Annotated in this window: 15 protein-coding genes and 1 riboswitch; of the genes, 1 reads left to right on the top strand and 14 read right to left on the bottom strand. The window is 37.2% G+C overall.

The features are described 5' to 3' along the window. Positions 1–79: 79 nt before the first annotated feature. Positions 80–976, top strand: a complete 897-nt coding sequence (gldA, locus tag Q0X66_RS03565) for a gliding motility-associated ABC transporter ATP-binding subunit GldA (RefSeq protein ID WP_297703249.1) — start codon at positions 80–82, stop codon at positions 974–976. A 1-nt stretch (position 977) separates the two neighbouring features. On the opposite strand, the gene Q0X66_RS03560 is transcribed toward gldA, so the two are convergent. The 14 genes from Q0X66_RS03560 to thrA form a co-directional block, all read right to left on the bottom strand. Then, positions 978–2,057, bottom strand: coding sequence for a serine hydrolase (locus tag Q0X66_RS03560; protein ID WP_297703247.1), 1,080 nt, complete (start codon positions 2,055–2,057; stop codon positions 978–980). 2 nt (positions 2,058–2,059) lie between these two features. Next, positions 2,060–2,833, bottom strand: coding sequence for a head GIN domain-containing protein (locus Q0X66_RS03555; protein ID WP_297703245.1), 774 nt, complete (start codon positions 2,831–2,833; stop codon positions 2,060–2,062). Between the two features lie 29 nt (positions 2,834–2,862). Further along, positions 2,863–3,924 carry an acyloxyacyl hydrolase gene (locus Q0X66_RS03550; RefSeq protein WP_297703243.1) on the bottom strand — a complete coding sequence of 354 codons (1,062 nt, stop codon included), beginning with the start codon at positions 3,922–3,924 and terminating at the stop codon, positions 2,863–2,865. A 208-nt stretch (positions 3,925–4,132) separates the two neighbouring features. Continuing rightward, complete coding sequence (gene metF, locus Q0X66_RS03545) at positions 4,133–5,086, bottom strand: methylenetetrahydrofolate reductase [NAD(P)H] (protein WP_297703241.1); 954 nt, start codon at positions 5,084–5,086, stop codon at positions 4,133–4,135. 103 nt (positions 5,087–5,189) lie between these two features. Further along, complete coding sequence (metH, locus tag Q0X66_RS03540) at positions 5,190–7,958, bottom strand: methionine synthase (protein ID WP_297703238.1); 2,769 nt, start codon at positions 7,956–7,958, stop codon at positions 5,190–5,192. A gap of 3 nt (positions 7,959–7,961) precedes the next feature. Beyond that, positions 7,962–8,981: a homocysteine S-methyltransferase family protein gene (locus tag Q0X66_RS03535; protein WP_297703236.1), complete on the bottom strand. Its 1,020-nt coding sequence runs from the start codon at positions 8,979–8,981 to the stop codon at positions 7,962–7,964. 165 nt (positions 8,982–9,146) lie between these two features. Then, positions 9,147–9,268: riboswitch (SAM riboswitch) on the bottom strand. Between the two features lie 261 nt (positions 9,269–9,529). After that, positions 9,530–10,114, bottom strand: coding sequence for a bifunctional precorrin-2 dehydrogenase/sirohydrochlorin ferrochelatase (locus tag Q0X66_RS03530; RefSeq protein WP_297703234.1), 585 nt, complete (start codon positions 10,112–10,114; stop codon positions 9,530–9,532). Continuing rightward, positions 10,114–10,878, bottom strand: a complete 765-nt coding sequence (cobA, locus tag Q0X66_RS03525) for a uroporphyrinogen-III C-methyltransferase (RefSeq protein ID WP_297703232.1) — start codon at positions 10,876–10,878, stop codon at positions 10,114–10,116. Before cobA ends, Q0X66_RS03530 begins: the two co-directional genes overlap by 1 nt. Further along, a complete protein-coding gene (locus tag Q0X66_RS03520; RefSeq protein ID WP_297703230.1) occupies positions 10,871–12,961 on the bottom strand; it encodes a nitrite/sulfite reductase in 2,091 nt (696 codons plus the stop codon). Before Q0X66_RS03520 ends, cobA begins: the two co-directional genes overlap by 8 nt. Before the next feature lie 114 nt (positions 12,962–13,075). Then, positions 13,076–13,699, bottom strand: coding sequence for a phosphoadenosine phosphosulfate reductase family protein (locus Q0X66_RS03515; RefSeq protein WP_297703228.1), 624 nt, complete (start codon positions 13,697–13,699; stop codon positions 13,076–13,078). Between the two features lie 22 nt (positions 13,700–13,721). After that, complete coding sequence (locus Q0X66_RS03510) at positions 13,722–13,985, bottom strand: DUF2061 domain-containing protein (protein ID WP_297703226.1); 264 nt, start codon at positions 13,983–13,985, stop codon at positions 13,722–13,724. Between the two features lie 177 nt (positions 13,986–14,162). Continuing rightward, positions 14,163–14,576 carry an Rrf2 family transcriptional regulator gene (locus Q0X66_RS03505; RefSeq protein ID WP_297703224.1) on the bottom strand — a complete coding sequence of 138 codons (414 nt, stop codon included), beginning with the start codon at positions 14,574–14,576 and terminating at the stop codon, positions 14,163–14,165. A 37-nt stretch (positions 14,577–14,613) separates the two neighbouring features. Beyond that, a complete protein-coding gene (locus Q0X66_RS03500; RefSeq protein ID WP_297703222.1) occupies positions 14,614–15,786 on the bottom strand; it encodes an aminotransferase class I/II-fold pyridoxal phosphate-dependent enzyme in 1,173 nt (390 codons plus the stop codon). A 33-nt stretch (positions 15,787–15,819) separates the two neighbouring features. After that, the gene (gene thrA / locus Q0X66_RS03495) at positions 15,820–19,224 is read right to left on the bottom strand and encodes a bifunctional aspartate kinase/homoserine dehydrogenase I (protein WP_297703220.1); all 3,405 of its coding nucleotides are present in this window, start codon (positions 19,222–19,224) and stop codon (positions 15,820–15,822) included. Between the last annotated feature and the right edge of the window lie 36 nt (positions 19,225–19,260).

Raw genomic sequence — 19,260 nt, 5'->3', positions numbered from 1 at the left:
TTCAATTGATTAATCAAAATTATCTAAACGAAATTCGGGCTTAAACTTCTAATGTTTATTTTTACGAAAAATTTAGCACATGTCTTTAAAGGTCATAAATATCTCTAAGAGTTTTGGTTCGCAAAACGCACTAAATAACGTGTCTTTTGAGATAAAAAAAGGCGAGATTGTAGGATTCTTAGGCCCAAACGGAGCAGGGAAATCTACCATGATGAAGATTCTGACCACTTACAGTAAAGCCGACAAAGGCGAAGCTTTTGTTAATGAGTATGACGTGCTATATAAGCCAAGAGAAGTGCAAAAAAGTATAGGGTATTTACCGGAACATAACCCACTCTACAAAGACATGTATGTAAAAGAATATCTCGCTTTTAATGCCGAAGTTTATAAAATATCTAAAAAAAGAATAAACACAGTAATAGAACAAACCGGATTGAGCCCGGAAGCCCATAAAAAAATTAGTGCTTTATCTAAAGGATATCAACAACGAGTAGGCCTTGCCTCTGCGCTTCTTCATGATCCTGAAGTACTAATTTTAGATGAACCCACGACGGGCTTAGATCCTAATCAACTTATTGAAATTAGAAAACTTATTAAACAGATCAGCAAAAAAAAGACTATTCTTCTATCAACTCATATTATGAAAGAAGTAGAAGCCGTTTGCGACAGGGTACTTATTATTAACGAGGGAATTCTGGTGGCAGATAAAAAACTTGCCGATCTGAGGGAGGAGAATGAACAAATAATTGAAGTTGAATTTGATTATCGCGTGGAAGAGGCATTTCTGGAAAGATTGCCCAACGCTACTAAGGTCGTTAACACGGCCGGGTTCGTATATGAAATTACCTTTGGCACTTCTAAAGATATGCGGCCAGTTGTTTTTGATTTTGCTCATGACAATGAACTAAAAACGCTACAACTTAGCCGAAAGAATAAAAATCTGGAGGGTTTGTTTACAGAATTAACCGGTAACTAAATCAGCTAATCATTTCAGTGGAAAGTAAAACTTCATTGATAGAATCCAATTCGGACTGCACTTTGGGATCTGTACAATTTATTAAAAGTGCGATTACAATGTTTTGTTGAGGGTAAATAAAAAAATTTGAATACCCTCCAACCCCATTTCCAACATGTCCGAAGTAGGGTCTCCCTTTATTATCAAGACTTGTCTGCCATCCGAGGCCATAATAAGTAGGGATATCACCTATTTTTTGTGTAGTAATAAATTGATTAATAACTGCTTCTTTAGCTATTTTTTTATCAAGATACGCCTGACCAAATTTGGCAAGATCTACAGTAGTGGATAGATAGCCACCGCCTGCAAGTTTGTATTGATTGTTTACAGGTACCGCCTTTACAAACCCTGAAAATTTTTTTGTGTAAAATGTAGCCCTATTTTTATCTTTATCATCCGGTAGCTCTGGATTGGTATCAAAAAGGCCCAGAGGCTTTAATACGGATTGTTCAACATAATCTGAAAATGGGATAGAACTTTTTTCCTGCATGGCCAGAGATACCAGAACCCAATCATAGCTTGTATAGAGATAATCTGAGCCGGGAATGAACAACAAATCATCATCCTTAAAAATCTCAATACCTTCTTTTATACCAAATGCCTTATTAAGCGCATATTCCTTACCCTTGTATCCCCGAATACCTGCAGTATGCCCGGCTAGCTGCCTTATAGTAAAATCATAAGATTTTTGCGGATAATACGGCACATATCTATAAAAAGAGGTGTCTAAATCTAATGTGTTTTCTTCAACCATAAGAGCAAGCGCAGTAGCCGCAATTGGCTTTGATGCACTCGCTATCCGAAATATCGTTTTTAAAGGATCAACAGGGGATTTGGTTTCAATATTTGCATAACCATAACCTTTTTGCAATAGAACCTTCCTGTTTTTCATTACAGTAATAGACAAGCCCGGTACCTTGTGTTGACTTACAAGTGCATTTAATAACTCATCTGCAACAGTCAAATCAACATTCATAGTATCATATTTCAAATTATTTCTCAAAACAAATAATTCATTAATGGCCCTTAGAAATTGGCTCACTTTTAGTCATCAAAAATTAATTTCCCTTTGTAGATTTCTTGCACTTCTACAATATCTGGACGATTATAGCTCCTTACATCCCCTGTACCCCGAATTGTGCCTCTTAATGATTCCTGTGGATTAATGAGTATATCATTACTTCCTCTATGATTAAAAGTTGCATTTTGAACTAATAGTGATGCCGCTTCAACTCTGGAATCTCCGGCCGCAATAAAAACATTTAAATTAGCGGAACTTCCCTTAAGTTTAAAATATGCAATACCGTTAACCAGTACATTTACATTCTGTGATGCCAATTCCAGGTCAAACTCACCATCTGTAGTCAGGTTGTCGGGATCGTTAAAGCTTTCAGAGATTAGAGCAATCTGAGGATAGGCTAATACCCCATCACTAACTGTAGAAAATCCTGTATTGCTTCTGATTTCTGTAATATTTGGCGCTGTGACATAAAAGGTTGTAACACCGTATGGCCTGAATAAATTACAATTATTAGTGTCCGTTAGCAAGAGTCTCCCCTCCTTAACTTCAGCTTTCACTTCGTTACGTAAAAATTTCCCAGTTTCAACTTCTACCAATGTTGTACTCCCCTCTTTAAGGACCAATTTGGTATTTTCATTAACCGTTATTTTTGTAAAGCTTTCTACGGGGATAACATCACGTATGATGTCCCCTTCATTTTGGAAGCAATCGGGTACACTATCTCCATTACAACTCATCAAAAAAATGAGTCCATATACCATGACCGTTACTAAATATATACTTTTTAAATGCTTCATGCCTTAAATAAATTTATTGCCGGTAACTTCTATAAACGTATTCCAAGTCCAAACTCTACCGCCTCGGCTGCAGCACCATGTGATTTTAAAGTAACTGCACCAAATAACTTTTTTCCAAAATAATATTTTAAACCAATTCTATTGTACACTTTAGATTCAAAATCAAAAGGATAATAAATATAATAACCCAGCTGAGCGATAGCGCTTAATTTAGAAATATAGAGTTCATATCCCAGGAACATACCCACTCGTTTATAATCTGTATCGGGATTAACATCCATCTCAGGAAAGGATATGGACTGATAACGGATCAATTCTTTTAAAAAATTTGAAAAAAACACCTCTGCCCCCAACTGTATTCCACTTTTTCGGGATAAGCGCTTGTCCCCATAAGCTGATAAAATATAAAACGGAAACTGGCCCGAATTAACCACATCGCTCTCATTAATACCGCCTCTAAATACAAGATTAGCTTTAACAGGTTGGGTAATTTTTTCTTTATTAGGATTCTTAATATAAACAATCTCTTCATTTCCATTCAAATTGTAAACAAGTCCCGCATTAAAAGCAAATGTATTCGTAGAAGTATTGGGTGCTTTCACGTTAGCATTAGAATAATGAATAATGGATATTCCTGCTTTAATTCCCAAGTTTTTGAATAGTTGTTCCTTGTGATAATTGAGCATTAATAAGGTAGAGCTCATAATGTGGGACCCATAGGCGTTATTTCTGAAATTTTGATTCTTATCGTAGGGATTTGTGTTATAGGCTAGGCCCTGGCCAATTCTGAATTGCATGTTCCGTTTAAAGAAATAAAAATTATAATGTGCGTACAAACTATAATTTGAACCAAGGGTTTCGTACTTCATATCCTGATAAACAAAGGAAATACCTGTATCGGGATAATTATATTCCTGATGCCATTCTTTTAATCCATAATTCTTCTTGTTAAAACCAAGTATAACTCCTGAAGGATGGGCATTAATTAAATGTGATATATCTTGATTATGGAGGATTACGGAACCATAATAAGGGTTAGCATCTATGGTAAACCACGTAGGTGTTTCTTCTTTTTGGGAAAAACACCACATACATGAAAGTAGGCAGATGTAAAAAAATTTGGTGTCCATTGGGTGTAAAAATAGCAAATATTACGAGTAGTTTACTCCGTATGTTTCGAGTTCATATCAGGGTATTTCTGGAAGGTACTTAATACTCAAAGTAATAGCTATTGCCGAGGTAACTTAGCAGAGTAGCCCTTCTTTTAAAATAAAATGCATTATAAAAAGACCCATTCAATTAAAATACTGCTTTGGCAATAGCTTTAATATTAGTTGATTTGCCCATGGAATAATAATGAAGTACAGGTACTCCTGCCTCCTTTAATTCTTTTGATTGTTCAATGGCCCATTCAATCCCTACCTGCCGTACTTCTTTATTGTCTTTACACTTTTCCACGGCATCAATCAAGTCTTGTGGAAGGTCAATTCTAAATACCTGAGGTAATAATTGTAGGTGCCTTTTAACTGCAATAGGTTTTAATCCGGGAATTATGGGTACGGTAATGCCTAAATCTCTTGCGGCTTTGACAAAATCAAAAAACTTTTTATTGTCAAAAAACATTTGTGTTACTACATAATTGGCTCCAAGCTCAACTTTTTTCTTTAGCCATTTTAAATCGGTTTGTAAAGAAGGTGCTTCCATGTGTTTTTCGGGATATCCCGCTATACCAATACAGAAATCTGCACAATAATCGGTCTCCACAACCTCATGCAAATACTGTCCACAGTTTAGATTATGTATTTGCTCCACCAGTTCGGATGCGTAGAGGTGACCCCCTTTAGAGGGTTCAAAATACTTTTCTTCTTTCATTGCATCTCCCCGAAGAGCCATAATATTGTCTATCCCCAGGTAATGACAATCTACAAGTAAGTATTCTGTTTCTTCTTTTGTAAATCCACCACATAGTACATGCGGAATTGTATCTACATCATATTTGTGCTTTATTGAAGCACATATCCCGACCGTACCGGGCCTCATACGTGTAAGCTTTTTATCTAAAAGTCCATTTTTATCTATATATATATATTCTTCCCTTGAAGTGGTTACATCTATAAAGGGTGGGTTGAAATCCATTAAAGGATCAATGTTATCGTATAACTCTTTTATATTTCTGCCTTTAACGGGAGGAATAATTTCAAAAGAGAATAATGTATCCCCATTAGCACTTTCAATATGTTCGGTGACTTTCATTTATGCTTGCTGCTTTTCAAAATTTTTTGTTCGAAATATTTTTGAATATTAATTTTATTCCGGTAATTCATTGTTGCTGACTAAATCCTGCAGGATTTCTAACTTATTCATCAGCCATATTTGGGGCAAGCCATTTCCTTGCTTTACTCAAATCAATTTCTTTCCTCCCGGCATAATCAACAATCTGGTCTGCTGTTATCTTACCCAATCCAAAATATCGAGCCTCCGGATGTGCAAAATAATATCCACTTACACTGGCCGCAGGGAACATAGCCAGATTATCTGTCAATTTAACTCCAATCGCATTGTCTACGTCCAGTAATTCCCAGATGGTCAATTTTTCGGTATGATCGGGACAAGCCGGGTAGCCCGGTGCCGGCCTTATTCCCCTGTATTCTTCTTTTATCAAATTTTCATTGGAGAGGTGTTCTTTTCCTGCATATCCCCAAGCTTTCTTTCGCACTTCTTTATGTAAATACTCAGCAAAGGCCTCAGCTAGTCTGTCGGCCAATGCTTTGATCATAATAGCATTGTAGTCATCAAGGTTTTTTTCATATTCTTCGGCAAGTTCATTCGTACCAAAACCAGCTGAAACGCAAAAGCAGCCTATATAATCTTGTATTGCAGTTTCTTTGGGCGCAATGAAATCTGCCAGAGCTATATTCGGAACACCTCGTCTTTTTTTGGATTGCTGGCGCAAAGTCCTAAAAATAAGATGCGTATTTGCCTCTTTTTTGTCAGCCGTATCTGTATTTACAGGATGAGCAAGTACCTCAATATCATCATCATTAATTGAATTAGCACAAAAAAGTCCGAAAACCGCTTTTGCCGTCAATAACTTCTCCTCGAATATCTTTTTCAGCATTAAACGAGCATCGTCATATAACTCAGAAGCCTGCTCACCTACAATTTCATCGCTCAATATTGCAGGGTATTTTCCATGTAAGTCCCAACTTCGGAAAAATGGTGTCCAATCTATAAATTCCTCTAAAAGCTGAAGGTCCATATCCCTAATCACTTCTATTCCTAAATTATTGGGTTTTACAATATCAGAAGCATCCCAGTCTATATGAAACTTATTGTTTCTTGCATCTTCCAGACTTAGGTATTCCTTCTGTTTTCCGCGACTTAGAAATTTCTCCCTGAAGGAAGAATAGTCAGTTTTAACCAATGCCTTATAATTATCTGCAGAATCTTTCTTTAACAGGTCACCCAGAACAGTAACGGCCCGTGAGGCGTCATTTACATGGACTACAGAGGCGCTGTACTGCGGATCAATCTTTACTGCAGTATGTGCCTTACTGGTTGTTGCCCCTCCTATCAATAACGGTATTTTAAAACCCTCACGTTCCATTTCGCGGGCCAGATGAACCATTTCATCCAGAGAAGGGGTAATAAGTCCACTTAATCCTATTACATCTACCTGTTCTTCTTTAGCTTTTTGAATTATTTTTTCAGGTGGAACCATAACGCCCAAATCAATAATTTCATAGTTATTGCAAGCCAGTACCACACTTACAATATTCTTGCCTATATCATGTACATCACCCTTAACTGTAGCCATTAAGATTTTACCTGCGAACTGTGATATATTGTCTTTATCTTCTTCAATATAAGGCAATAAATAAGCAACTGCCTTTTTCATTACCCTTGCAGACTTAACTACCTGTGGCAGGAACATTTTTCCACTTCCGAAGAGATCCCCAACCACATTCATCCCTGTCATTAAATGGCCTTCAATTACCTCAATAGGCTTAACGACGGCCAACCTTGCTTCTTCCACATCTGATACAATGTATTGATCTATTCCCTTTACCAAAGCCCGGGTAATTCTTTCCTGAAGCGAATCTTTTCGCCATGAATCATCCGCTTTGTTATCCCTTGCTTTACCAACCACAGTTTCAGCAAAATCGAGGAGACGTTCTGTGGCGTCATCCCTTCTGTTTAAAATGACATCTTCTACCCTATCCAATAGATCTTTTGGAATATCGTCGTAGACTTCAAGTATGGCAGGATTAACAATTCCCATATTCATTCCGGCCTGAATAGCATGGTACAAGAAAACCGAATGCATTGCCTCACGAACGGGTGTATTGCCTCTAAATGAAAAAGACACGTTACTCACCCCCCCGCTAACACTGCAATAAGGTAGGTTTTTTCGAACCCAGGCCGTAGCTTCAATAAAATCTACCGAATTCTGTTTGTGTTCATCCATTCCGGTTGCTACAGGAAAAATATTAAGATCAAAAATGATATCTTCCGGCGGGAAATGAACACTATTGACTAATATATCATAAGATCTTTTCGCTATTTCAATCCGTCTCTCAAAATTATCTGCCTGGCCTTTTTCGTCAAACGCCATGATTATTACAGCAGCCCCATAAAGACGTATTAATTTTGCCTGCCTAATAAATTCTTTTTCTCCTTCCTTTAAACTAATCGAATTGACAATACATTTTCCCTGAACAAGTTGTAATCCGGCCTCAATAATCTCCCATTTGGAGCTATCTATCATTATAGGAACGCGCGCAATGTCTGGCTCGGCCATTACCAAATTCAAAAACCTGATCATGGCTTGTTTTCCATCTATCAGGCCATCGTCCATATTTATATCAATAATCTGGGCTCCACCTTCCACCTGGTGCCTGGCTATTTCGAGGGCTTCCTCATATTTTTCTTCTTTAATTAATCGAAGAAACCTTCTTGAACCAGCTACATTAGTTCTTTCCCCTATATTAATAAAATTGCTGTCCGGGGTAATAACCAGTGGTTCCAAACCAGCCAGCTTAAGAAATCTTGGTTGTGATATGGAATCAATACCAGCCTCCAGTTCATTGTCTGAATTCAATTGTATGTTGGTTGTATTACTCATTTTTTACAATTGAACCCCTGCTGTTTCAGAAAAAATAAATTTTCTAGGTTTATAATCCTTTGCCAATTCAGCAATTGCCGTAATATGTTCAGGTGTAGATCCACAGCATCCCCCAATTATATTAACCAGACCTTTATCAAAATATTCTTTGATTTGCTCAGCCATCTGATCAGGTGTTTGGTCATAAGTTCCAAAAGCATTGGGCAAACCTGCATTAGGATGTGCTGAAATAGCAGCTTCTGTCCGAACTGCAATGGCGTCTAAATGCGGTACTAACTGCTTTGCTCCCAAAGCGCAATTAAATCCAACAGACAATAGAGGAATATGAGCTATAGATATTAAAAATGCTTCAGCGGTCTGGCCAGATAAAGTTCGCCCTGAGGCATCTGTAATGGTGCCGCTAACCATGACCGGTGTTTGAATATTTCGTGCCTGTTTTACCTCTTCAATGGCAAAAAGCGCTGCTTTTGCATTAAGTGTGTCAAAAATTGTTTCTACCATCAGAATATCTACTCCACCATCCAACAAGGCCTCCACCTGCAGTTTGTAAGCCAATCGTAGTGTCTCAAATGAAACTGCCCTAAAACCAGGGTCATTTACATCAGGGGACATGCTTGCTGTTTTATTGGTTGGGCCTATACTTCCTGCTACAAACCTCGGTTTATTCGGCTCGCTTTTGGTAAACTCTTTGGCTACCTGCTTTGCTATTTTGGCGGACTCATAATTAAGTTCATAGACCAAATCTTCCATATGATAATCAGCCATTGCAATGGAAGTGCCAGAGAATGTATTAGTTTCCACAATATCTGCACCAGCTTCAAAATATTTTCTATGAACTTCGGCAATAGCTTCTGGCTGGGTTAGAGTCAATAAGTCGTTATTGCCCAGTAGTGGAAATGGCCAGTCCTTAAAACGGTTTCCCCTAAAGTCTTCCTCCGTAAATTTATACCGCTGAAGCATAGTGCCCATTGCACCATCCAGTATCATAATCCGTTGCTTTAGTATATCCTGTATCTTCTTCATATGTTTCCTTTTTAGGAATTACATCGCCTCATTTTGCATGTTTGCCCCGTCTAACCATTGACATCTAGAAACAGCGCAATAAATATCTGTATATTACATGCACTCGGCGGACTATTCAAAAGTATTATCAAGAAAAAATAGATAAAGACATAAAGCCTTTCCTCTGTGTTATCTAGCCTAAGTTGCCATAAAAAAGCAGCCTCGTGGTAGAATGTAGCACCTTCTTTATAGTTAAAGGGTTGCTAAGGTTTCAACGGGTCTAGTCCCTCCACCTTTCTTGATAACAATGTCAATGTTTTAATGAACTGGCACAAAGAAACGCCACGTGTCATTTAAAAACAAGGAAAATGTACTTTTTTTGGCTTATATCCACGTATACCTAAAGGCCTATTGAGCAGTTTATTGTTACCTCGCTAGGCACGCATGTGCTCTTGACTGGAATGCATTACCAAACCATAATGAAATACATTCTTGTTTATAATTGCTACAATCTGGAACTTCAAGTGAAACCTTATTCTGATGGTCTGCAAATTAAATTGGAAACTGAGTTATTCTTCATTATTTGAAACCAGGGTCTCTGTTACTTCATTCATTTTATCAACCTTCTCTTCAAAATTTCCTTTAATTGTTTTTCGATATGCATTCAGATTCTGAACCATCCTGCTAATATCTTCCGGTATAACATCTTCAAAAAATTGCCTCAACCTCTTTGCGGTTGTAGGAGATTTACCGTTAGTAGAAATAGCTATTTTGACATTCCCTTTGGTTACAATACCACCCATATAAAAATCACAATAAGGAGGATTGTCTGCAACATTTACCAATTTATCCTTACTTCTGCAGTCATCATAAACCTGTAAGTTTATATCAGGATTATCTGTGGTAGCAATTACGAAATGTTTTCCAGAGAGAAATTCAGTATTGTAAGTGGATCTAATAAGTTTCACGTCATAATTTGCCGCTAACTTTAAGGTATTTTCTCGAAACATAGGGGATACCATAGTGATTTTGGCATCAGGACTGGACTTAGTTAAAAAGGACAATTTTTCTTCTGCTACATTACCCCCTCCTACAATTAAAATATGGAGAGATCTCGTCTTCAGAAAAATAGGATATAAATTATTCCTTTCCATTATGCTGTGATTTGAAGTTGATGTTGTTGGCTTATTTGAATTATTTGGTTTCGATTTTTTACCACTTCGCCAATGACTATAATTGCCGGGTTGGTTAATTTTTGTTTTTGGACTATGCTTTCTATAGTATTAATTGTTCCAATGCCAACTTGTTCTTCTTCTTTAGTGCCATTCTGAATAATTGCAACCGGAGTATCTGATTTGTTCTCTTTGGTAAATAATTCTACTATAGCCGAGAGTTTTGACATGCCCATTAAAATGACCACTGTTGCATTTGATTTAGCAGCGAGGTGTATATCTCCCGAGAGTTTATGTTCTTTGGTAGTTCCTGTAATCACCCAAAAACTCTCTGCCGAGCCTCGTTTCGTAACCGGAATATTTTGAGATGCGGGAACTGCAATGCACGAAGATATTCCAGGAACCATCGCCACTTCCAGACCATATTCAGCCGCATAGGCCAATTCCTCTGACCCACGGCCAAAAACAAAAGGATCTCCTCCTTTTAATCGCACCACATGTCCACGGCTTTGTGCTCTTTGCACTATTAATTCATTTATCTGATCTTGCTGAAAGGCATAACAACCTTTTCGCTTGCCTACAAAAATATGCTCTGCTTTAGAGGCATATTCTAATAAGGCTTTATCCACAAGAGCATCATAAAGAACCACATTAGCATTCTGCAATGCTTTAATTGCTTTTATGGTTATGAGTTCCAAATCTCCCGGACCTGCACCTACGACCGTTAATTTTGCTTTTTTATGCATTAGTAAGTTCACGTTTTCTGAAGGATTCTACTTTATTCAAAAATTCCTCGGCATCAGCCAGGTAACTTTTAGAGAAGGTCTCATTAGGTTCATTTTTATTTAATTGCAATACCAAATCTTCGAACGAGGAGTTCAGAGTTATTCTACCGTTTGCAATAAAATAGGCGTTAAAGTCTTTTATTATACTGTTATGCGTATTTGTTTTGGTTTTTTCCGCAGTTAAAAGTGCTTTGGCCGTATTTACCATAGAAGAATAAGAATAATAAATACTTGCAGCCCATTTTTGTTCGTTAATGGCTTCTTTCGCATTTTTTATCTTTTCATCACTTTCAAACAATAATGTGGCGATCAAATCTATCACCACCCCTGCACACTCTCCTATTCCTATCGCTTTTTGATACCGTTTATTGCTTCCCCAGTCCAGATAGTCGTCCGGAGATAAATTTTCTATATCTGCAAGTGGCTTAAGAAGTTCATAAAAATAATACTCCCCCTTTTCCGCATAATAAGATTCATAAGAGGCACCTTTGCCATTGGCCTCAAAATCATTGAGTATTTGTCTGAGAGCCTCAGGCCCTCGTTTACTCGGAATCTTAATAACCTTATCCGCAAATAAACCCCGGCCTTCTCCCATATTCCCTCCTCCAAGTAACACTTGCAAAGCTGGCGCCACGAGTTTCTCATTAGTACGGATAGACATCCCCTGAAAGCCAATATTAGCCATGGAATGCTGACCACATGCATTCATACAGCCACTAATTTTTATGACCACATCTGCATTATTCACATAATGTGGGTATTCTTCCTTGATAACGCGTTCCAATTCCGAAGCAATTCCCGTACTGCTTGCAATTCCTAGGTTACAGGTATCGGTACCCGGACAAGCAGTAATGTCTAATGCCTTATTATAGCCGGGGTCTGCAAATCCCATTTTCTTAAGTTCGGTATAGAAAAATGGAATCAGGGATTCCCTTACATAGGGAATTAATATATTCTGTCTTAATGTTAAGCGAATTTCACCGGCCGCATACTTTTCAATTAAATTGGCAAGTAATCTGGCTTTTTCTGTATAAAAATCTCCTAACATTACCTTTATCCCAACAGCTACATATCCGTATTGTTTTTGCAAAACCAGATTGGTTGTTTTCCATTGTTCAAAAGCTTCAATATCTTCTATAATTACATCCTGAGCCTCCTCATTTGAAATAACCACCTTGGGATAAGTACTAATATCAATAGGGTACTTTTTAAAAGGGACCGCCTTCTTTTCCGTAATTAATAATTCTTTAAAGGCTTTAAGGCCCAAATCTTTTAAAAGAAACTTTAATCTTGCTTTGGCCCTGCTCTTTCTTTCTCCATATCTGTCAAAAACTCGAACAACAGTTTCCATCATAGGAATTATTTCATTGGCAGCAAGAAATGTAAACAGCTCATCTGCATGACGAGGTTGCGAACCCAGCCCCCCTCCTAACATTACTTTAAAACCCTTGACACCATCCCGTATTTTGGCAATAAAACCAAGGTCGTGCATATACGAAAGTCCGGTATCTGTATCACTGGAAGAAAAGGAAACCTTAAACTTACGGCCCATTTCCTGACCTATGGGATTTCTTAAAAAATATTCGAAAATAGCCTGAGCATAGGGTGAAACATCAAATGGTTCATCTCTGTCTATTCCGGCTGTTTCACTTGCCGTGACATTCCTTACAGTATTTCCACAAGCTTCTCTAAGCGTTACTGAATCCTTCTCCAGTTGTGTCCAAAGTTCAGGGGTGCGTTCAAGATCTACATAATGAATCTGAATGTCCTGCCGGGTTGTAATGTGTAGTCTTCCTGTAGAATACTCATCTGCAACATCTGAAATCCCGCGTAATTGCCTAGAGCTTACTTTACCATAGGGTAATTTAATACGTATCATTTGTACTCCGGGTTGTCTTTGTCCGTATACCCCTCGGGCCAGGCGCAGACTTCGGAATTTTTCCTCGTCAATAGAACCTCCTTTGAACTCCCTGATTTTTTTCTCAAGCTCAATGATGTCCTTTTCTACAATGGGATTTTCTATTTCGGTTCTAAAACTTTGCATAATATTTTTTCCTATTATTCCTATATATTTAATAGGTTATATTAAAATAAATGATCGCTAATAAAATGTTGGAATTATTCTGTAGACCAGTAGTAAGCTTTTTCGTTATTGTGTTTAAGTGTGTAAACCACACTCCCGGTTTTCTAAAACCTTGGTAGGGTCAAAATAGTTGTGTTCATTGGGTAGCCCTCTTGTATTCAAATAGGCATCCAGACGCGTATCATTCCAATGGTAAAACGGACTTACCTTAAGGACTCCTTCTTCACTTAAGCTTAAAATGTTTAATGTATCTCTTAAAGCAGTCTGGCCTTTTCTAAGGTTTGTAAACCATACGTCTGGTTTGTGCTCGGCCATCGCTCGTCGGAAAGGTTCCAGTTTCACCTGTTCTGTAAATTTTTTATGCCTGGGGTCATCAATATCGGGAATTCCCATTACCGCATCTCTATGTGCGGTGGTCTGTCTGGGAACAAACAATTTAATATTTAAATTCAATCCAGAGATCAATTCCTCCGCATGTTTGTAGGTATTGGGTGTATTATATCCGGTATCGCACCAGATAACAGGAATATCCGATTTAACCTCAGCAACGGCATTTAATATGGCTACTTCATATGGCCTGAAATTGGTAGTAACTACAGATTTGGAACCATAAAGAATTGCCCATGAAATTATCTCTGCGGGAGGTATTCCCCTAAAGTGATTATTTAAATGTTCTATATCCTGCGTTGACAAACTCATATCTTATTTTTTAATGTTAAAATTACCTCCCCCACTTAATAGTATTCCACAATCGTTCATGTAAAAAATACAAGACCATCTTTGTTACCAATTCTACCAATCCAATAGAAAATGCCAGAGAAAGAGTACCCGTAATAATCCATGATATTATTATCGTATCTAGTGTTCCGATAGCACGCCAGCTAATAGACTTGGCAATGCTTCGTCTTGGTTGATCCGAAGTGCTATCTGTTTTATAACTGCTACTCGTTGCTTCCTTATTAATTATAAATTGGTCTGCAATCATTTGTATTATTTTATTCCTATCGATTTAATAGAGTGTTCAAAAATAGAATAATATTTCAAAGTAAGACGTTATTTATTTTCAAATATTACTTTAATCCTATAGTTTTAGTAGATTATTTAAAAAACTATATTATTATTGCGAATGATTCATAGGTATACCAAAAATTTTGATAATTTTTTATTCCGAAATAAGATCAGCAAGGGTATTATTTCTATAGACTTCCAGAACGCTGTCACGTACCTGAAGCATTAATTTGTGGACAGCACATTTATTTTCATCCGGGCAATCGTCGCACTTTTCATAAAAATTAAGACTTACACAAGGAACCATGGCAATAGGCCCTTCCAATACACGAATAACGGTTGTCATCAGAATTTCGCTTGGTTCCTTTATTAGGTAATAACCTCCTCCTTTGCCCTTCTTTGATCCTAAAAATCCTGTTTTACGTAAAGTGAGTAAAATAGTTTCTAAAAATTTTTGAGAAATATTCTCATGCCTTGCAATTTGCGAAATCTGAACTGGCTCTCTTTTACTTTGAGACGCCAAATAAGTCAGGGCCTTTAATCCGTATTTTGTCTTTTTAGAAAGCATTATGCGAAGATAGTTAAAATAGGAATATTCCTATGTCTCATATCTTATCCAACGCCTGTTTTATATCACCAATAATATCATCAACGTGCTCCAGGCCAACAGAGACTCGCACCATGCCATCAGTTATACCACATTCCATTCTTTCTTCTACAGACAACTTGCTATGTGTAGTAGATGCGGGATGCGTAACTATACTTCGAGTATCTCCCAAATTGGCAGATAAAGATAATAAGCCAATGGAATCAAAAAATCTCTTCCCTGCATCTTGCCCGCCTTTTAACTCGAATGCGACCACGCATCCACCGGCCTTCATCTGCCTTCTGGCAAGTTTGAATTGAGGGTGGCTTTTTAAAAATGGATACTTTACCCAATTAACACTTTTATTGCCTTCTAAAAATTCGGCCACTTTTAGTGCATTTGCACAATGTCTGTCTACTCTTACCGCCAAAGTTTCAAGACTTTTGGATAGAACCCATGCATTAAATGGAGATAATGCAGGGCCTGTTATTCTTGAATACCGGTAAATTTGATCTATTAATTCTTTTTTACCAACTGTAATACCAGCCAATACCCTACCCTGTCCATCCATGAGTTTAGTACCGGAATGAATTATCAGATCCGCTCCAAATTCTATGGGCTGCTGCAAATAAGGAGAAGCAAAGCAATTATCGACAATCATTATAAGTTTGTGCTTTTTTGAAAACCTGCCAAGTGCTTCAAGGTCGAGAATATCAACACCTGGATTTGTTGGGGATTCTGCAAAGAGTATTTTGGTTTTTGGTGTAATTAGTTTTTCTAAATTTTCTAATTCCCCAATTTTAAAATAGCTGTGGCTAATATTCCATTTTGGAAAAACCTGAGTGAAAAGGCTATGAGTTGAACCAAAAATACTTCGTGCCGATATAATATGATCGCCACTGTTTAACAAAGCGGCAAAGGTTGAAAAAACAGCCGACATCCCCGAGGAGAATGCAAATCCATCCTCTGCGCCTTCCATTTTACATACTTTTTCTATAAACTCTGATGAATTAGGATTGGAATATCTCGAGTATATATTTCGCTCTTTTTCTTCCGCAAAGGAAGCCCTCATATCTTCACTATCCTCAAAAATAAAACTGGATGTAAGGTACATCGGACTTGAATGTTCCAAAAACTTTGAACGTTCTATTTGTGTACGTATCGCCTCAGTTTCAAATTTTTTCTTTTTCATCTTTTTCTATTTGCAGGATTATTCAAAAAACAATCATATTTTTGCTGCAATACGCAAAATATCCCCAAAAACCCCTCGAGCAGTTACGGCAGCACCGGCTCCTGCACCCTGAATTACCAATGGATGTTCGCCATATGACTCGGTATATATCTCAATAATAGAATCAGAACCTTTAACCTGACCCAGGGCACTCTCCTTAGGGACTGATACCAGTTTTACTTCCAGATTTCCTTTCTCTTTCTGTAAATCACCATACAAATCCCCAACATAGCGGAGTACATGATTCGGCTCCTGGTTGTCCTTGATTTTACTAAAAAAATCATCCAGGACTTCAAATCCATTCAAGAATTCCTGCACACTTCCATTACGGAGAGATATTGGTATAAGATTTTGAATTGAAATATCATCAAATTCATTTTCGAGTTCCAATTCACGAGCTAGTATCAGCAACTTTCTACCCACATCGTTACCGGATAAATCCTCTCTTGGATCGGGCTCGGTAAATCCACTTGAAATGGCGTTTTTCAAAATCGTGGAAAAGGAAGTGTCCTCTTCAGAAAAAGTATTAAAAATATAACTTAAAGACCCCGAAAAAACACCTTTAATTCGCGTAATATTTTCACCGGATAAATGTAAAAGTTTTATTGTATCAATTAATGGTAAGCCGGCACCCACATTAGTTTCATATAGGTATTGTTTCTGTTTTTTTGACAACTCATCCCTTATCAATCTGTAGTAGTCAAATCCCAAAGTATTAGCAATTTTATTTGAGGACACAAGATCAAATCCACTTTCAATAAAATCAAAATAATTGGCCACAAAATCCTCGCTTGCTGTATTATCAATGGCAATTAAATTTTCCAGATGATGTATTTTGGCATAATCAAAAATATGATTTATAGTATAAGGAATGCCATTTTCATTAATTTCCTCCTCCCATTTTTTAGAAATACCATCTTTGTTCAAAAGTAATTTTCTCGAATTTGCCAGGGCAAATACATTTAGATTAATGCCTTTTCTTTCCTCAATTCCCTTTTCCGAATCTAAGATCTGATCAACTAAAGTACCCCCTACATTTCCATGTCCAAAAATCGCCAGATTTACCTTTTTACTAATCCCGAAAATTTGACCATGCATAACATTAAGTGCCTTGTAAAGGTCTGATTTCTTAACTACCAGGCTTACATTCTTCCCTGAAATTGTGTTGTTAAATAATAAGGGAACTATTTGATTCTTGATTAAGGCATTATATGGTTTGTGAAAAGTGCTTAGATCCTGACCCACAATAGAGATGACTGAAACTTCGCTAACAATAGTTATTGTATTAATATCACGCGATTGAAAATCGCTCTCAAACTCCATTTCCAATACCCTTTTTGCCAAGTGTGCCTTCTCCGAATTAACTACCAATCCAATTCCTCTCTCTGAAGAACCCTGGGAGATGATACTTACACTTATATTATTTTGGCTAAGAGTTCTGAAAATTCGCGCATCAATTCCTACTTTCCCTAACAAACCTCTTCCCTCGAGATTAATTAAAGCTTCATTTTCAATGGCGGATAAAGATTTTATTCCTTCTTTGCTAGATTTGGCACTGATCAGCGTACCCTCATTATCATTATTAAAAGTATTGAGTATCCTCAATGGGATATTCTTTTCGATTAAGGGAATAATAGTCTTCGCGTGTAAAATGGTTGCTCCAAAATTTGCAAGTTCATTCGCCTCACTATATGACAATTGCTCAATTCTTTGTGCTTCAGAAACAAATTCGGGGTTTGCTGTGAAAATACCATCAACATGAGTATAATTTTGCAATTCTTCTGCGTCCAAAAAGTTTGCAACAAGAGAAGCAGTATAATTACTGCCATTACGACCTAATGTTGTTGTTTCATCTGTCTCGGTAGAAGCAATAAAACCTGTGATCAATGGCACCTCATCTGGCTTTAATTTCGAAAATTCATGAATTACATTTTCCCTGGATACATCTTCCAGCAATTTGGCATCTCCATAAGAATCATCTGTTTTTATCAGTCGGCGGCTGTCAAGTAATTTTGCATTGATTCCTTCTCCAATAAGCAATTTTGTGATCAACTTACCTGATATTAGCTCTCCATATGCCAGAACCTGGTCTTTTATTTTAGCACTATAATCACCAAGTAAAGTAACTCCTTCAAATAATTTCACCAATTCCAGGAATTCCTCTGAAAGATTTATATTTTTAAAAGTATGTTTCTGATAGCTTTCAAAATTTTCAAAATCTTCCCAATAATCTAATCCCTTTGCGGCTTTATTTAATATGGCTTCCAATTGATCTGTTGCTTTTTCACGAGCTGATAAAACCACTGCAATATTTTCTCCATTTTTGACTTTATGGGTTATTATATCCAATACCCTTCCCAGGCCTTCTCCGTTGGAAAGTGACTTCCCTCCAAACTTTAAAATTTTTATTCTCTCAGATTTTCCATTGGTATCAAAAACTCCCTTGAGCAATTGTTGCATCTGTTCAAATTCAATGAGAAATGCATCATGACCGTGCAACGATTGAATTTCACCATAAGTTACATTGCTTTTAGCCTGAGCCAACTGTTTAAAAGTATCCTTATTCTCATTTGCTGTAAAAAAAAGATCAGAATCTACCCCTATAATATGAATATTGGTTTTACTGTTTTGAAGATTGATAAATGCATCTTCTCCATCTCTTGTGATATCTATCGTTTTTAATAATTGGTTGGCTAATTTGTAAGCCGAAAGCTGAAACCTTTCATTTAATTTTTTTCCATGATGGGTTAGCCAGCTTTCCACATTAAAAACCTGTAGTTCTTCATTGGTGCTTCTTTGAAACCTTGCTTTAAAAGACTGGGGAGTTCTGTAACACAACATAGCATGCATCCTGGCGTCGTGGACTGGTTGCTTGGAATTTACAAGAAATTGTTCCTGAATCTGACAATTGGCAATAAGCCAATCTGTTGACTTCCAATCAGCAGCCACAGGGATCAAGTGTTCTGTTAATAATGGATTTAACGCTGCCATTTCCCAGGCAATTCCGCCTCCTAATGAACCCCCAATAAGAGCATAAATACGATCTATATTGAGCTCTTTCAATCCTTGAAGAAATATTCTGGCAATATCACCTGCCACAAAATCTTTATAATTGTCAACCACAAATCCGTCATACCCGTTACCGGGGATGTTGAAGGCTAACACAGTATATTTCTTTGTGTCAATACATTTACCTTCTCCAATCAATGAAGCCCACCAACCATCATGCCCTGCAACATTTGAATTTCCTGTAAGAGCATGATTTACGACTATAATAGGTGCGGAGTGCAATTCTTTACCAAACAATTGATAGGATAACTCCATATCTTGCACAATGCCACCATAAGTTTTATACTTAGGTATTTCTATTGTTTTAAGTGTTGTATTCAGGTCTTTCATGCAAGTGATGTCAATTAAAGCTGAGTAGATGTGCTT

This window comes from uncultured Eudoraea sp. (genome assembly GCF_947260015.1).
Lineage (GTDB): Bacteria > Bacteroidota > Bacteroidia > Flavobacteriales > Flavobacteriaceae > Eudoraea.
Note: the sequence above shows the minus strand (reverse complement) of the source record. Positions and strands in the feature narration are given on the sequence as shown.

Excerpts from the sequence above, each read along its gene's own strand:
- gldA (WP_297703249.1), top strand. The coding sequence starts at position 80 with ATGTCTTTAAAGGTCATAAATATCTCTAAGAGTTTTGGTTCGCAAAAC.
- Q0X66_RS03555 (WP_297703245.1), bottom strand. The coding sequence starts at position 2,833 with ATGAAGCATTTAAAAAGTATATATTTAGTAACGGTCATGGTATATGGA.
- Q0X66_RS03550 (WP_297703243.1), bottom strand. The coding sequence starts at position 3,924 with ATGTGGTGTTTTTCCCAAAAAGAAGAAACACCTACGTGGTTTACCATA.
- metF (WP_297703241.1), bottom strand. The coding sequence starts at position 5,086 with ATGAAAGTCACCGAACATATTGAAAGTGCTAATGGGGATACATTATTC.
- metH (WP_297703238.1), bottom strand. The coding sequence starts at position 7,958 with ATGAGTAATACAACCAACATACAATTGAATTCAGACAATGAACTGGAG.
- Q0X66_RS03535 (WP_297703236.1), bottom strand. The coding sequence starts at position 8,981 with ATGAAGAAGATACAGGATATACTAAAGCAACGGATTATGATACTGGAT.
- Q0X66_RS03530 (WP_297703234.1), bottom strand. The coding sequence starts at position 10,114 with ATGGAAAGGAATAATTTATATCCTATTTTTCTGAAGACGAGATCTCTC.
- cobA (WP_297703232.1), bottom strand. The coding sequence starts at position 10,878 with ATGCATAAAAAAGCAAAATTAACGGTCGTAGGTGCAGGTCCGGGAGAT.
- Q0X66_RS03520 (WP_297703230.1), bottom strand. The coding sequence starts at position 12,961 with ATGCAAAGTTTTAGAACCGAAATAGAAAATCCCATTGTAGAAAAGGAC.
- Q0X66_RS03515 (WP_297703228.1), bottom strand. The coding sequence starts at position 13,699 with ATGAGTTTGTCAACGCAGGATATAGAACATTTAAATAATCACTTTAGG.
- Q0X66_RS03510 (WP_297703226.1), bottom strand. The coding sequence starts at position 13,985 with ATGATTGCAGACCAATTTATAATTAATAAGGAAGCAACGAGTAGCAGT.
- Q0X66_RS03505 (WP_297703224.1), bottom strand. The coding sequence starts at position 14,576 with ATGCTTTCTAAAAAGACAAAATACGGATTAAAGGCCCTGACTTATTTG.
- Q0X66_RS03500 (WP_297703222.1), bottom strand. The coding sequence starts at position 15,786 with ATGAAAAAGAAAAAATTTGAAACTGAGGCGATACGTACACAAATAGAA.
- thrA (WP_297703220.1), bottom strand. The coding sequence starts at position 19,224 with ATGAAAGACCTGAATACAACACTTAAAACAATAGAAATACCTAAGTAT.